This window comes from Pseudomonas sp. BR20 (genome assembly GCF_050780135.1).
Taxonomy (GTDB): domain Bacteria; phylum Pseudomonadota; class Gammaproteobacteria; order Pseudomonadales; family Pseudomonadaceae; genus Aquipseudomonas.
Genome location: NZ_CP172012.1, coordinates 520,106 through 534,025, shown reverse-complemented (window position 1 = coordinate 534,025; position 13,920 = coordinate 520,106). Strand labels below are relative to the sequence as shown.

The 13,920-nt window shown below is 49.0% G+C and carries 11 protein-coding genes and 1 pseudogene; 9 read left to right on the top strand and 3 right to left on the bottom strand.

What is annotated here, in order from left to right; genetic code table 11:
* Window positions 1-174: 174 nt before the first annotated feature.
* Genes ACHPFG_RS02395 through ACHPFG_RS02385 form a run of 3 tightly spaced genes read left to right on the top strand, consistent with a single transcriptional unit; the run spans window position 175 to window position 2,729 of the window.
* Window positions 175-699, top strand: coding sequence for a TIR domain-containing protein (locus ACHPFG_RS02395; protein WP_221733176.1), 525 nt, complete (start codon window positions 175-177; stop codon window positions 697-699).
* A 6-nt stretch (window positions 700-705) separates the two neighbouring features.
* Complete coding sequence (locus tag ACHPFG_RS02390; RefSeq protein WP_431701519.1) at window positions 706-1,896, top strand: toll/interleukin-1 receptor domain-containing protein; 1,191 nt, start codon at window positions 706-708, stop codon at window positions 1,894-1,896.
* The gene (locus ACHPFG_RS02385) at window positions 1,893-2,729 is read left to right on the top strand and encodes a hypothetical protein (RefSeq protein WP_431701518.1); all 837 of its coding nucleotides are present in this window, start codon (window positions 1,893-1,895) and stop codon (window positions 2,727-2,729) included. The genes ACHPFG_RS02390 and ACHPFG_RS02385 overlap by 4 nt, the downstream gene beginning before the upstream one ends.
* A 130-nt stretch (window positions 2,730-2,859) precedes the next feature.
* Here the strand turns inward: ACHPFG_RS02385 and ACHPFG_RS02380 are convergent, their stop codons facing one another.
* Entirely contained in the window at window positions 2,860-3,765 is a 906-nt protein-coding gene (locus ACHPFG_RS02380; protein ID WP_401162237.1) for a toll/interleukin-1 receptor domain-containing protein, read from the bottom strand.
* Window positions 3,766-4,378: 613 nt separating this feature from the next.
* Between ACHPFG_RS02380 and ACHPFG_RS02375 the strand changes: the two genes are divergently transcribed.
* The 5 genes and pseudogenes from ACHPFG_RS02375 to ACHPFG_RS02355 all read left to right on the top strand — a co-directional run bounded on the left by ACHPFG_RS02375 (window position 4,379) and on the right by ACHPFG_RS02355 (window position 9,615).
* On the top strand, window positions 4,379-5,809 hold the full coding sequence (locus ACHPFG_RS02375) for an IS1182 family transposase (protein WP_431700200.1): 1,431 nt from the start codon (window positions 4,379-4,381) through the stop codon (window positions 5,807-5,809).
* Window positions 5,810-6,098: 289 nt separating this feature from the next.
* Window positions 6,099-6,495 (top strand): annotated as a pseudogene (locus ACHPFG_RS02370) (integrase domain-containing protein); the annotation flags it as partial.
* A gap of 115 nt (window positions 6,496-6,610) precedes the next feature.
* A complete protein-coding gene (locus tag ACHPFG_RS02365; protein WP_431701517.1) occupies window positions 6,611-8,053 on the top strand; it encodes a caspase family protein in 1,443 nt (480 codons plus the stop codon).
* A gap of 108 nt (window positions 8,054-8,161) precedes the next feature.
* The gene (locus ACHPFG_RS02360) at window positions 8,162-9,124 is read left to right on the top strand and encodes a caspase family protein (RefSeq protein WP_401162235.1); all 963 of its coding nucleotides are present in this window, start codon (window positions 8,162-8,164) and stop codon (window positions 9,122-9,124) included.
* On the top strand, window positions 9,124-9,615 hold the full coding sequence (locus ACHPFG_RS02355; protein WP_221733181.1) for a toll/interleukin-1 receptor domain-containing protein: 492 nt from the start codon (window positions 9,124-9,126) through the stop codon (window positions 9,613-9,615). The genes ACHPFG_RS02360 and ACHPFG_RS02355 overlap by 1 nt, the downstream gene beginning before the upstream one ends.
* 1,183 nt (window positions 9,616-10,798) lie before the next feature.
* Here ACHPFG_RS02355 and ACHPFG_RS02350 read toward each other — a convergent pair.
* Both ACHPFG_RS02350 and ACHPFG_RS02345 read right to left on the bottom strand, forming a co-directional pair.
* On the bottom strand, window positions 10,799-11,908 hold the full coding sequence (locus tag ACHPFG_RS02350) for a hypothetical protein (protein WP_431701516.1): 1,110 nt from the start codon (window positions 11,906-11,908) through the stop codon (window positions 10,799-10,801).
* Window positions 11,905-12,429 (bottom strand): DUF4365 domain-containing protein, encoded by a 525-nt coding sequence (locus ACHPFG_RS02345; protein ID WP_431701515.1) that lies wholly within the window; start codon window positions 12,427-12,429, stop codon window positions 11,905-11,907. Before ACHPFG_RS02345 ends, ACHPFG_RS02350 begins: the two co-directional genes overlap by 4 nt.
* 575 nt (window positions 12,430-13,004) lie before the next feature.
* On the opposite strand from ACHPFG_RS02345, the gene ACHPFG_RS02340 reads away from it, so the two are divergent.
* On the top strand, window positions 13,005-13,823 hold the full coding sequence (locus tag ACHPFG_RS02340; RefSeq protein ID WP_431701514.1) for a hypothetical protein: 819 nt from the start codon (window positions 13,005-13,007) through the stop codon (window positions 13,821-13,823).
* Window positions 13,824-13,920: the final 97 nt, after the last annotated feature.

Genomic DNA, 13,920 nt, shown 5'->3' with positions numbered 1-13,920 from the left:
TTAGGAAATTAAGGGCGATTCAGACTGACCGTTGCCAAGCGGGGGGAAAATGACAATAACAGCGGCAGCACCTGCGCAGAAACGACATAAGCTCTCATGCTGGACAACCTGAACACGGGGGAATAACGTGCGAAATCGCATTTCACCATCGACGGCAATTGCCAAGGAAAGCTAATGAGTTATGGGATTTTCGGTGCACCGGTGAAACACAAAGTATTCGTCAGTTACCATCACCACGGTGATCAGGCCTACTACAACGCTTTTTCAAACGCGTTTCACGATACCTACGACGTTATTTACGACAACTCCCTTGAACGCAGCATCGATAGCGATGACGTCAATTACGTGATGCGCCGTATTCGGGAAAATCATATCACCGGCACCTCTTGTACAATTGTGCTCGTTGGGGCAGAAAGCCCAAAGCGGAAGTACATCGATTGGGAAATCGCGGCAACGCTGGAAAAAAAACACGCCCTTATTGGTGTGCGTTTGCCGACCGCTCGAATGACTACGGACAATCAGCATGTCATTGTCCCTGATCGGCTTCACGACAATATCCGGTCCGGCTTCGCATCGTGGCTTACATGGGCACAGATTACGGCCAGCACGGCGAATCTGGAGGGCTACATTGCCGAGGCAAAAAACCGAAGTCTTACGCTCATCGATAACACTCGAACGCGCCGTGTTCGCAATGGGTGAGTTCAAATGACTGAATCGACCCGTCCTTTCCTGGTGGTGTATGTCGTCTGGCACCCGACTTTTGCCGACGGCCCTGTCATTGCTGAGATCCTTCGACAACATTTTCGTCGAAAGCTGTACGAGAATATCGCGGGAGGTACTGGGCTCAGCGTTATTTACCGATATGTTGTGGCACCGGAATCCAGCCAACCTCTGCCGATTGACCTCGCGGATTCGAACACTGCGGCCATTGTAGTCCTCGCAGACAACAACCTCGTCGGCGATGTTGCTTGGACCGATTATGTCCAAGAACTCTGTAATCGTACTGAGGAAGCAGGGTTAGGAACGAGGGTCTTTCCCGTCGAAATTGATAACGGTGTGCTAGGGCGCCTAGGAACTGATGAACAAGCGTTGCTTTGGGCGCGCTGGGAGGGGGAACTTGCCGAACGTGGCCGTCGATTGACTGCTGCATTGACATACGCATTTTGCCGTTTGTTACGGCATTACCTGGAGCACCTCACGCGTCCCGAAGAGGAAGAGGAGGCACTTGAGGCCTACCTAAAGAAGGTACAAATATTCCTTAGCCATTCAAAACACGACCAGCATGGCGAGAAGATTGCCCAAAACATCCGAAGCAGGCTCTACAACACACCAGGAATGGACAGCTTCTTCGATGTCTACGACATTCCAGCAGGCCTTCATTTTCAGAAAGTACTGCTCCACAAGGTACGCGTGAGCGCGATGGTCGCCATCCACACTGATTCGTACTCGTCACGTGAATGGTGTCGCAAAGAAATTATTGAGGCAAAGCGCTGGCACGTACCTCTTGTTGTAGCCAATAGCATTAGCGACATCGACGAGCGCGGCTTCCCCTATATGGGCAACGTCCCGGTGGTCCGACTGGAACCAGGCGGTGCCGATCGCATTGACTTCGTAATTGCCCGGCTGCTTGACGAGGTTCTGAAAAACTTCCTATGGCGTTGCCGTATTGCGCTTGAGCTAGCGGACGAACACCTCGATCCCGCAGTCATTTTCGTGCCCAGACCACCAGAGCTTATTTCACTTGCGAGCCTGCCATCCGAGGCGGATGTAACAAATCCGATGATTGTTTATCCGGATCCACCACTCAGTGCAGAAGAAGAGCGGCTGTTCGCAGAGATATCTCCACGGGTTCAGCTACGAAGCCTGACGGAATGGAAAGCGGGGGCTGTGCGATGAGCTACCAAGAGGTTCTTGGGCAGAAGACCATTGCGATCTCCATTTCGGAAAGCCCAGACATGCCCGCCTTAGGCCTGGGTGACGAACATCTGCGAGATGCCATGGCCGAAATAGCTCGTCATCTGCTCGCGCTCGGGGCGAGGCTGATCTATGGAGGGGATCTACGACAGCATGGATTCAGCGACCTACTATTCGAACTTGTTGCCCGGCATCGTCGAGACGCTGACGAGGGCGATAGCCGTACCGGAGTCACGAACTATCTCGCTTGGCCAGTCCACATCCTTCAACCAGTTGCCGAACTGGAAACGCAAATCGCTGAAGTTGAAGATTCTGCTGAACTCGTTTGCCTTCGAATTGACGGTAGCGGGCTACCCATTGAGGAGCGTCGCGGCCTTCCGTCTCAAGTACCCACAGAGCAAGAGTGGGCAGATGGGCTTACGTCTATGCGTATCACCATGATGTCGGACTCCGACGCAAGAATCGTTGTTGGTGGTCGGGTAGAGGACTACAAGGGGACCATGCCGGGTATTGCCGAAGAGGCGCTTCTTTCGTTGAAGGCTGGCAAGGCGATTTTCCTGATCGGTGGTTTTGGAGGGTGCACTCGCGATATCGCCGAGACCTTAGGTCTAATACAACCTCGCCCCACATCCAATCCTGCATGGGCTCATCGCCCTGAGTTCGCAGCGTTCACTGCTGCGAACCTTAACAACGGATTGACCGACGAGGAAAATGCAACGCTCGCATATACCCCGCACATCGACCAAGCAATAACGCTCATCCTGCGTGGGATGATGCATTTGGTCAAAACAGAAGGTTCAGAGATTGCAACCTAGAGCGCAACTGAATCAGCGCACTTTAGCTGCGCTACGAGTCGAACCGTCATTGTCGACTGCGGTTCATCGATCGTTGAGGCGTGACGTTTAAAGCGTCATGAGTACCCCGCCATATGACCCAAGAGCAAGGTTAAATCGGAGTAACTTGGATAGACTTAAATTTCTCCAGTTCTTCTTTTGTAGGTTTTTTTTCTGTTTGGGCGACATAGCTAAAGATGCGTCTAAAATAGTCAGTGATATTGATAAGCTGATCTTTACCGTTATCGTTCCCCATTTTGCGAGACTTGACTAAGACCTCCGTGCTCGCACCTGTTTTGGCGTCTGAGAATGTAAAATTTTTGGTTTGAGGTGCAGGGCTGTCGAGAATCAAAAACATTTCACTCTCTGCTTTTTCAGCGAAGTCCAGCAACATAATTGCATTTGTTGTACGCCCCATCCAACCCACATCTGCATCTACGTAGCGCATTTGACGACGGGTAGAGATCTCGTTATATATGCATTGAATTTCAGTGATAAACGACATTTCCAAGTGTTCCGAACTTTGCATCAAATAATAATTAACGAAGTATTTTCCATTCAGGACGCCGTAATCACAAGACCAATCTAAGAAACCTTCAGCATCCTCCAATCGACTTTGGTCGGGATTGGAGTGTTGAGCTACAGACTCAAGAAGCGCATACATTCCCGAGTCGAAGTCAGCTCTAAAGTCCGCATGTAGCTTGTCGCGCAAAAATAAGGGTATCTTGCAATCATCTAAAAGAACAGGAATCGTTACTACACGCTTCTCATCGAGCTCCCTAAACAAACCTGCCGTTAGTTCTCTTTTGCACCACTCTGACTCAACTGATGCTTTAGACAAAATTATCAAAAGAGCACTTGCCCCCTCGATTGCTTCTTGAACTCTGCTAATTATCGAATCGCCAGCCTTGAGCTCCCACCTGTCGATCCACACGTTTGTTCGTTTCCTGAGCAGGTGCCCTGCTATTAAATCTACTTTTTCTTTATCTACGTGTGAGTAGCTTACAAAAATAGGCATATCTGCTCCATCCCTTGATCCGGCATCATGCGGGTTTCTCGTAATACCTGACTCCAACAAATTTTGCTAGCGGCACCTGTCTCGTGCGCAATCTGATTAGTCCCTGTTTTCGTACGCACATTGAATTACGGCTTTTAGCTGTGGATTCAACCGGTCCAGAGTGTGTAAAAACGTATTCGATCAGCAGCATCGTAAGGCGCGGGGTCAAACCACGTTCTGTGTAGATGCCCGACAGACCGAAAACCATCGAACGATGGGGTCGTCTAAAACCAGTGCTCGTTCATTTTCGAAAGAAACTCTGGGTTAACCGGCGCGCTGGATGCTGAGCCGATGACCGCGTCAATCCCACACTTCGGACACAAAGCGGTGGTATCCAGATCGACCCACTCTGTGATTTCTGCGGACGAAAACACACTTAAGCAGTAAAAACAGCCACAACGATCACTTGCTTCAATTTGGGCTCGGTGATTTTTACAAAATCGGTGCGCTGAAATTACATCCATGGGTAAGCCCTTCAACTTCAAATTCAGTAGCATATCGTGCTTACGTCAGAGTACGTGAAGACCCGGCTAACGTTGCTATGATTACCCAAAGTGTTAACGCAGGATTGCCCATGAAACGTTTCATTCAAGGTGAGCATCGCGGACAAAGCACTTTGCTTCCCGAAAGCCTTGACGACTACGTCAGTGACACAAATCCGGTGCGAGTAGTCGACGTTTTCGTCGACGAACTCGACCTGGTCAATCTACGTTTTGAAGGCGTCATTCCAGCTGATACCGGCCGACCTGCTTACCACCCCGCAATCTTGCTGAAGATCTACATCTACGGCTATCTCAACCGCATTCAATCGAGCCGGCGTCTTGAACGAGAAGCCCAACGCAACGTCGAGTTGATGTGGCTGACAGGGCGTTTGATGCCCGATTTCAAGACCATCGCCAACTTCCGAAAAGACAACAGCAAGGCCATCCGAGGCGTCTGCCGCCATTTCGTGGTGCTGTGCCAGCAGTTGGGACTGTTCGGAGAAAATCTGGTTGCCATTGACGGCAGTAAATTCAAGGCCGTCAACAACCGCGACCGCAATTTCACCAGCGCCAAGCTGAAGCGGCGGATGGAAGAAATTGAATCGAGTATCAATCGGTACCTGAATGCGCTCGACGAAGCCGATCGGCAAGAACCCTCGATTGCTCAGCCCACGGCTGCTCGTCTGCAAGAGAAAATCGACAAGCTCAAAGCTCAGATGAAAGAGTTACGGGTCATTGAAACTCAGCTCAACGAATCGTCGGATAAACAGGTCTCACTGACCGATCCAGACGCCCGCTCCATGATGACTCGCGGCACGGGCATCGTCGGTTACAACGTGCAGACAGCGGTCGATACCCAGCACCATTTGATCGTTGCGCATGAGGTGACCAACGTCGGTTACGACCGCGACCAACTCAGCTCGATGGCCAAGCAGGCCCGCGAGGCGATGGCGTCAGAAACGCTGTCGGTAGTGGCTGACCGAGGTTACTTCAAAAGCGAAGAAATCTTGGCTTGTCACGATGCAGGAATCACTGCCTATGTGCCTAAGCCGATGACCTCTGGAGCCAAGGCAGACGGGCGCTTTAATAACGATGCCTTCATCTATGACGCGGCAAAAAACGAATACATTTGCCCGGCTGGAGAAACACTGATCTGGCGCTATACCAACGTTGAAAAAGGCCTGACGTTGCACCGTTACTGGAGTTCGAAATGCCGGGGCTGCGTAATGAAACCGCAGTGCACACCGAGCACGGAACGACGGGTTCGGCGCTGGGAGCATGAAGCCGTACTGGAGGAAATGCAGAATAGGCTGAGCAACGCGCCGGAAATGATGCGGATCCGAAAACGAACGGTTGAGCATCCCTTCGGGACGCTCAAGCAATGGATGGGCGCGACGCACTTCCTGACCCGAAAGCTTAACGGGGTGAGTGCAGAGATGAGCCTGAATGTGCTCGCCTACAACCTGAAACGGGTGATGAAAATCATCGGCACCACTGGCTTGATGAAAGCGTTAACGGCGTAAAAACCGGTCTTTTTTACCCCATCCGAAGGACCTTAAGAGGCTACTGAGCCGTTTTAACTGTTCTTGAAAACGTCGTGGCCTTGATCAGTTTGCAAAACCCGAGCACGGTCTCCTGGCGTCGCTATAGAAAACCCGATTTAGCGTTTTTACACACCCTGGGTCGTAAGGAACCACCAGTCCAGCGTTAGCGGACAACCCTCACAGGTCGCAGGGGCCTTGATCCCTGACAACACTCAGCATTCTTGGCGGGATAACGTGGGGGAAAGGCTTTAACGAGAGGAGTTGGATCATGGCATTGGTCGACAGGCGAGATGGCGGCAATTTTAGCTATGGTCGACAACTGAGCTATGCCGGGCCGCAAGCGCTGAAAGGTCTATTTGGCGGCGGACATTACGGCACGGTCAAGACGTACAGTGACCGCTGGGAGGCGTTTGTACCCTGGTGTCGGTCGGAGGATGGGCCAGGCGCCAACGATGCGCGACAGATTGATCGGCAGACGTTGTTGGACTTCGCCGAGCATCTGCGCCAGCAAGTTGAACAAGGTGCTATCGGCATCCACTGCGCAAAACCGGTTATCCCGTGTGAGTCGGACCATGGCCACGCTTCACGGTGATCTGTATGTGAAAGTACCGAGCCCGAGTAAGACGCTGGGAATGCGGCGCAACAGTGTCCACTGCTCAGTGCCATAAGGTCAAAATCACGAACACGTGAAGCGGATGAGCCTATCAATTCGTTGTACATAATGATGTCAAAATAGTAGCATTTCGCAGAGCGGCTCCACCCAATCAAGGAAGAATCTGGATGAAACGGCGTTTGACGGCACTTGTAATTGGAATTTCAAACTACCCTAACGGTGGAGCTTTAGCTAACGCTACGCATGACGCCATCGATATGGCCTCAGCACTTGAAACTCTGGATTTTTCAGTAATATTAAAGACTGATTGCACAGCTGAAGATATAGATAGATCCATACAAAACTTTAAGGATAATCTTAATAGTAATGATGTAGGGCTATTTTATTTTGCAGGTCACGGCATTCAGATAAAAGGCGAAAACTACCTAATTACTACCGATACAAGCTTCTCGGATGAAATTTCAGTAAAACACACATCGTTTGCTTTGAATCGGCTTATCGAAGTTATGGATGACTGTTCAAATCCAACAAATTTTATAATTTTGGATGCATGTCGCAACAACCCTTTTGTGCGAGCTTGGAATCGTGGGCCTGAATTGTCTGGGCTGGCCTCGGTATATACTCCGAAAGGAACGCTGATCGCATTTGCCACGTCGCCAGGCGAAGTGGCGGCAGACGGTCCAAATCGTAATGGGAGTTACACCGAGGCGCTCCTTAAGCACATCAACACCCTAGATATTTCCGTTGAAGATCTTTTCAAACGAGTTCGAAATACGCTAAGCGTCACCACGACCAACAAACAGACATCATGGGAGCACACTTCCCTTTCTGGTGATTTTTTCTTTAACATTAGCGCTGGGCGACGACTTACAATCTATAGCGCAGCAGCTATCGCGGACTCAACGTTCACTCCTCAGGCTGGAACATTAATTGCCGAATGTATTCGCGACTTAAAATCCAGGAATTGGTATACTCAAAATCCTGCCATTGCCAAGCTCACTAAGGAAAGGCTTGAATCATCGGATATAAACACGCTGTTCGTTTTGGGCAGAAACATCTATCAAGCCGCATGTGGCTCGGCGAACGACGCAATCAATTACATAGTTGATTTTAATAGCAAAACTTCGGAGCTTTCCCAGGAAAACAGAAAAGCCATATTGGACGGGATGCTATTTGAAGTGTTTTTCAATTCAAAAGGTGAGATCAGAGAAGCATTTAAGACATCAAAGTTCGATCAGCTTTTTGAGTTGCGAAAAATTGAGTCTCTTGCCTCTAGCTTTGAGCTTATATCAGACGTGCTAATTACGTACCAAAATCGATTTTATGTCATACCTGGAAAGCCCAGACAGATCAGCATCGACATTAAATCGAAGCAGCTCGACTCAGGTGAACAACTGATCACTGGGATTTTTTTCGAAGGCACCAATATCATTAATCTCACTTTCAACAAAAGCTACGAAGATATTACTGCTCACCCAATCAGATACGACAGCCTAGTAAAAATGATTACCACGCAGATGATGATCCCAAAGTCACAGCTAACCATTACTAGCGACTTTGATGAAGCATCCAATATCTTAATACCATTTGGCACTAATCTCGCAAAATAAACTTTCTTCTAAGAGAAGCTGCTTCTAGGTTTGTAAAGCGACCTTTAATAAGCTATCGATAGCTTAGGTTACTTTAGATTCCATTTGTACGCACAAGGAGGGCGAGCTATGCGTAAAGGCCTGTTTGTCGGAATAAATAACTACAGCCATGTTTCCAAACTCAGCGGCTGCAACAACGATGCCATGGCGATGGCTTCTGTACTGGAGCGTCATTCCAGTGGGCGACCAAACTTCAGCAATAAAATTTTGACCTCGGCTGAAGAAGACGTGAGTCTGACGTTACTCAAAGACAATATTCGTAGTCTATTTTCTGGAAAATGCGATGTCGCGTTATTGTATTTCGCCGGGCATGGTCAGTTTGATACGGATATTGATGAGGGGATGCTTATACCGCAGGACTACAAAATAGGAGGTGACGGTCTACGAGTCAGCGACATTTTGAAGTGGGCACATGATGCCACGCAGATTGAAAACAAAATAATCATACTGGACTGTTGCGAGGCCGGTGGTGCAGGAGATAGTCGCGCTCTAAGGGGCGGAGCTAGCATGTTGAGCGAAGGAATCACTATCCTCACAGCCTGCAAAAAAACAGAGCCTGCGCTGGAGAAAAACAGCCATGGCGTATTCACCGGCCTACTTCTGCAGGCGTTACACGGGGGAGCTGCTAACGTTCTCGGCAAGGTCACACCTGGTAGCGTCTACTCGTTTGTCGACAATGCACTTGGAGCTTGGGAACAGCGGCCCGTCTTCAAAACCAACGTATCGCAATTTATTGCGTTGCGAGAAGTCGCACCTCTAATTTCCGAGGAAATACTGCGCAAACTACCCGACTGGTTTCCCGATGCAAGCTTTGAGTTTCCCTTAGACCCTAGTTACGAACCTACTGAAACCGCAGTGTTCGACTCTGACAAAGGCGACGTCTTCGCTCAGTTGCAAAAGTGTAATCGCCACAGCTTGATAGAGCCAGTGAGCGCTGAGCACATGTATTACGCCGCAATCAACTCCACCGGCTGTCGTCTTACTGCCCTAGGAGCCTATTACCGAGAACTTGCAATCAAAGGACATTTCTGATGCCTGTATTTATCAGCTACCGCCACACCGACCGTGACCAAGCCATAGAAATAAATAGTCGACTGAAAAAAGCAAACATCAATACCTACTTAGACGTATTGGATGCTGAATCTCAATCCACCGAAGACATCACAGCTGTTATTACCCGTAACATCACCCAATGCACACATTTGCTCGCCGTCGTTTCGGAGAGAACCGCACTGTCGTGGTGGGTGCCATTTGAAATTGGTGAGGCTACAATCAGCAATCGACGAATCTGCTCCTTCAAAACTGGAGGAACTGAGCTTCCCGAGTACCTTGAAAAGTGGCCAAAAATGACCAAGGCCACAGATATCGACTTATTCATCGAATCCTATAAAAGCGAACTCAACTCCGAACGCTCGATAAGCCTTGAATCGATCACGGGCAGCGAATCACTCCATAAAACAAACAAGAGCAACGCTGACAAATTTCACTCGGAACTCAAGACGAAGATTCGTCGAGGGTATTAAAAAAAGCGAATATTTTAATAGCGACAAGGCCAGGATGATCCCGGCCTTGTTGTTTTTGTTATTTGGTTCGCCCACCCTGCGAGGTTAATTGTACCGCCGAAATAACGAGCAAGATCAGGTTTCGAACGTCGAACCGCTGCAGCCAGCGTGAAACGAATCAGACCTCCCAAAAAGTCTTTCGCTAATGACCGGCAATAAGTTTTACCACCTACTCAGCGTAGAACTCATCTGTAATGAATAGTTAGCCCGTTACCACAGTAATTTGTCCACGATTCGTGGTATTCCGGTCGTCCCACGTGTAGAGTCTAGTGCCAGAAAATCCCACAGATTTGGATTATGGTTGTTACTTCGCCAAATCTCATAAATATGCTGATTAATACCTATAGCCGCAACGAATCTTGCAGAGTCCCAATTTGCTCGCCCGGCTCCCCGCGGGCTCGGATTTGGTATGCCAAGAAGCAAAGTGCCATTCCATTGGTCCCACGTACGCAAACCGAGTGGAGGTAAATATGTAGCTCGGGATATGTGAAAGTACGAGAGCCCGGAGTGTCTCCCATCAATCATAGGGGCCAAATCTGGAAACAAGCAATGTAATGTCTTGCTCGCTGCAACAAAGCCGCCACTCAAGGTCACTGAGCCCGGCGCGGCCAATACGTTAAAGAGGTCCTGCAACTCCACTGATAAAGTAGAATGTGTCGAGGAGTTGATAATGGTGCAAGGCGATGTTGGCAGTGGAAGTGAGATATTTTGTATCCAGTTTAGGATCCCAGCAGGAAGTCCATTTAGAACCCCATGTAGCACTGGAAGAGTGACGAGAATCGAACGTTGTGCGCTCATGCCAAAGGCGGTCAGTAGATTATGAATTTCCGCAGCGGCGCTCCCATTTTTAATCCAGTTTGCGAGGTTTCCATGGGTAGCAATCCCTTGTGTTCTGCCAACTATAAAGTTTTCATATGTAACATTATAGTTAGCAGTACGTGAGTTCGGTGTGTTGTACGCCGCGATCATCGCTGGAAGCATCGCCGGCAGCGCCGCCAATTGCGTATTCACTGGTACAGGCATCTATCTCACCAAATAAAATATTTTTAAATGTAATGATTAATTATAAATAGATTACCAGAGGCATAACATATAACGGCTTGCGGCTAAATTTTTTGAAGTCAGCACAGCATCAGCTTAACCGCTATGCAGTAAAATCCGCTACATTCGTAATGCGAATCTGAGTTTTCAATCGCATTCCGTTACCGCGAATGGTCACCGATCGCTTGGTACGGTGGGCATCTACAGCACGTTGATACTGTTCATTAGTCAATATCGCAGACATAAAAGTTCGTTCTCCCTGGAAGTCTGTGACTACCCGAATATAGTTCCTATTACCTTCAGGATCGCGCGAGCGAAGCTCGACTATGGAGCCAGTCACCGTTATATTATCTTCCCCCCGGAAGTGCTTCTTGATAAAGGCGACATAGTCCTTTAACCGTGTAATCTTATCTTCGGTGATCCAACCGGTAGAAGAGGTTCGTATAGAAGCTCCTGTTTCTAAAGAAAACTCAATGGTATCCATACCAGGCCCTAAAATCATCTTCGATAAGGCTTCCAACAGTTCCACATCAAATAGTGAAATGGCATCCGCCAGTGACTCTTCGGTGTATAAGGACTCTGTATCGTTGAGTACTCGAGCATTCAGGAATTCAATAGCCGAAAATAATGACGAACAAACTTTATTCGAGTCAATCGCCTCGTGCCCGAATAAATCTGCCTGCCGGAGCGTTGTTCGCGGCACCTCGATGCTAGCAATGAAACTACCGACTTTAGTTTGAAGCAAAAGACATTCGTTTGCGAAAGTATTGGCTGTTACTCGATTAGAGTTATTATCCCCACCCAGCTTAAATTTGGCGCCTTCATATAACCCTGCTCCCATATGATTCAAAAACTCCCCAAACGCCAAAAGCGGTATCGCACCCCACCGAGTAGACGAATCCACGAATCGTGTTGAGATACGAGCAGGACTTGAATCTGCATTTGAAGCGGCGCTCTCAACCATTTCGCCGAAGCGGCTGTAACCATACAAATCCAGTAGAGAGTCAGCAGCTGCATGCAAAAGAGTATCAACACCAGGCTTGGATGAGTCATCGGGTAGCGCGATGGAATACTTCCCCTCGATCCCAAGGGCAGCCGGTGGATAAAAAAAACGAAGTCCCTTGGCTTGGCGCCCTTCTACCCATCCTGAGGCGGTGAGAAAAGTCTGGAGCTTTTCGGCGAGGATAGACAGGTCTTCAGATCTATGACTCATACCTCTATCCCCAGCTGTTCGTAGCAAGATCGGACGAAACCGAGCCCAAGACGATTGGCCTTCGGAATCGAAATCCTAATTTGGTGCGTGTTCTCGGTCTCAGTAACCCCCTCATCTGGTAGGTACCAGTATGCGCTTCCAGCAACAGACAATTGGAACTCGTCTATAGCTATACAGTCCGGTGGGGCTGAATCGAGCACTACGAGGATTAGGTGCATAGGCAAAAACTGAGGTCGTCGGGCGACGAGATCATTGTAGGTCTTGGATTCGAGATCAAACCTGATCTGATCGCCATCGTCCGTGACTCCAGCAGATGTAGTTGCCTTGAGCTGAAAATCTAGCTTGTAGGGGGAGTCAAGATAACGCATCCCCCCCTGGGGAGTGCGCCGCACTGTAACAGGGCAGACAACCATGTCTACTCCATGGTCAAGCGGGGGCTCCGTAACCTTAAATCCGTACCCGTTAGCGAGGATTCGAAGAAATTCCTTCGAGATCGCTTCCTTGATCTGAGCCTCCGTCATATCCCCGCCGTACCAAATTTTTTGACAGCATAACGTATGAAAATGCTGAACGTTAGTCATGAACGGCATAAGGCCATCATCACTCCAAGTAACGTTCGACACTGGAGCAAGCGTAGCGACACTTCCTTCATTAGCGAGGAAGGCGGGTTACACAGCGATTTGGCCATCTCGGGGCAGAAGAACACGCCCCCCTTCATGGGAAGCCGGTGGAGCCTCGGACGCCATAGAAGTTAGAAAACTTGATTTACATAGTCGACGTTGAACGACTTGCGTACAAATTGCACAAATGTCCCGAAAGTTGCTGAATCCGGATTCGATTCCACTGAATGCCATAACTAGCTGATTTATTTATAGTTACTAGTTGGGGTACGCCGAATTTTCCAGCGAACTCCAGACGCCCAGAAAACCTAGTCCCGCCGAAACGTACCGTTCGTCTGGTGCCGGCACCATTTAAAAACAAAGGCTTGCAGCGATGCAGGCCTTTGTTTTTTGCGGAATACGTAACAAGCCACGTAACAACTCACGCGCGAAACGCTCAGTCATGCCTGCGAGGCGATTGTCTAGGGAAGGGAGCAGTGAAAGGGAAAATTCTAGATTGGAAATTCGCCCTCACTACGGTATTGGCGATCGCCGCCGTCGTAGTACCTGTTTATTTCTGGAAAGCAGACTTGTCTGCTTATTCGTTGACAGTTCGCCTCGCCGCCTCGTCCTCCCTTGAGCTCCCTTCCGATTCCAAGATTCACGATCTACAGATAGTCGTGAATGGAACAAAAATCGAAGATCCCTACATCTACTCCTTAGCAATCATCAATACCGGTTCGAAGCCAATCCCGACCGGCAGCTTCGAAACGCCGCTCCAAGTGCGCACTCTTAACGATGCGAAGCTGATCACCGCGCAGATCACAGGGTCAGAGCCACCTGATATTCCAGTGAAAATATCAATTGATGATAATCAGCTGAAGGTCATGCCCTTTCTTTCGAACCCGCTCGATGAAGTCAAAATTACTCTAGTGAGCTCCGGCCCCTTAGATCTGACAGCGAAAGCTCGGATCTCCGGGGTGCGGGATATCATTTTTGAAGACGTGTCTAATGTTAAAACAAGACCGCTGGTAGCGACTCTCTACGCTGTCATATCCGTACTGAGCTTAGGGCTTTACCTGTTTTTCCTCCCGTTACCTGGTTTTGCGAAGCCAATCAAGCTTGGATTATCTGAGAGAATCCTAAGTACATTCACGCTTTTCAGCGCAGGTGTTTATTTCGTAGGCAAGACCAGCGGAGAGCTTGCCTATGCTGGATTCTCTTCCGTTTTCGTTATGCTTCCGTTGTTCGGGCTTGCATTCGTCATTACGGTGATTTTGGATCGAAGAAATCGTGCCTTCAACTCCCCCTCCTGAATCGCTGGCCATAAGCGTCCCAAGCTCGACGGAGGGGATGATCAACAACGTTCGAATTCAGGAGGTTTACCATTCCGTATGCGACTCTGAATTACTT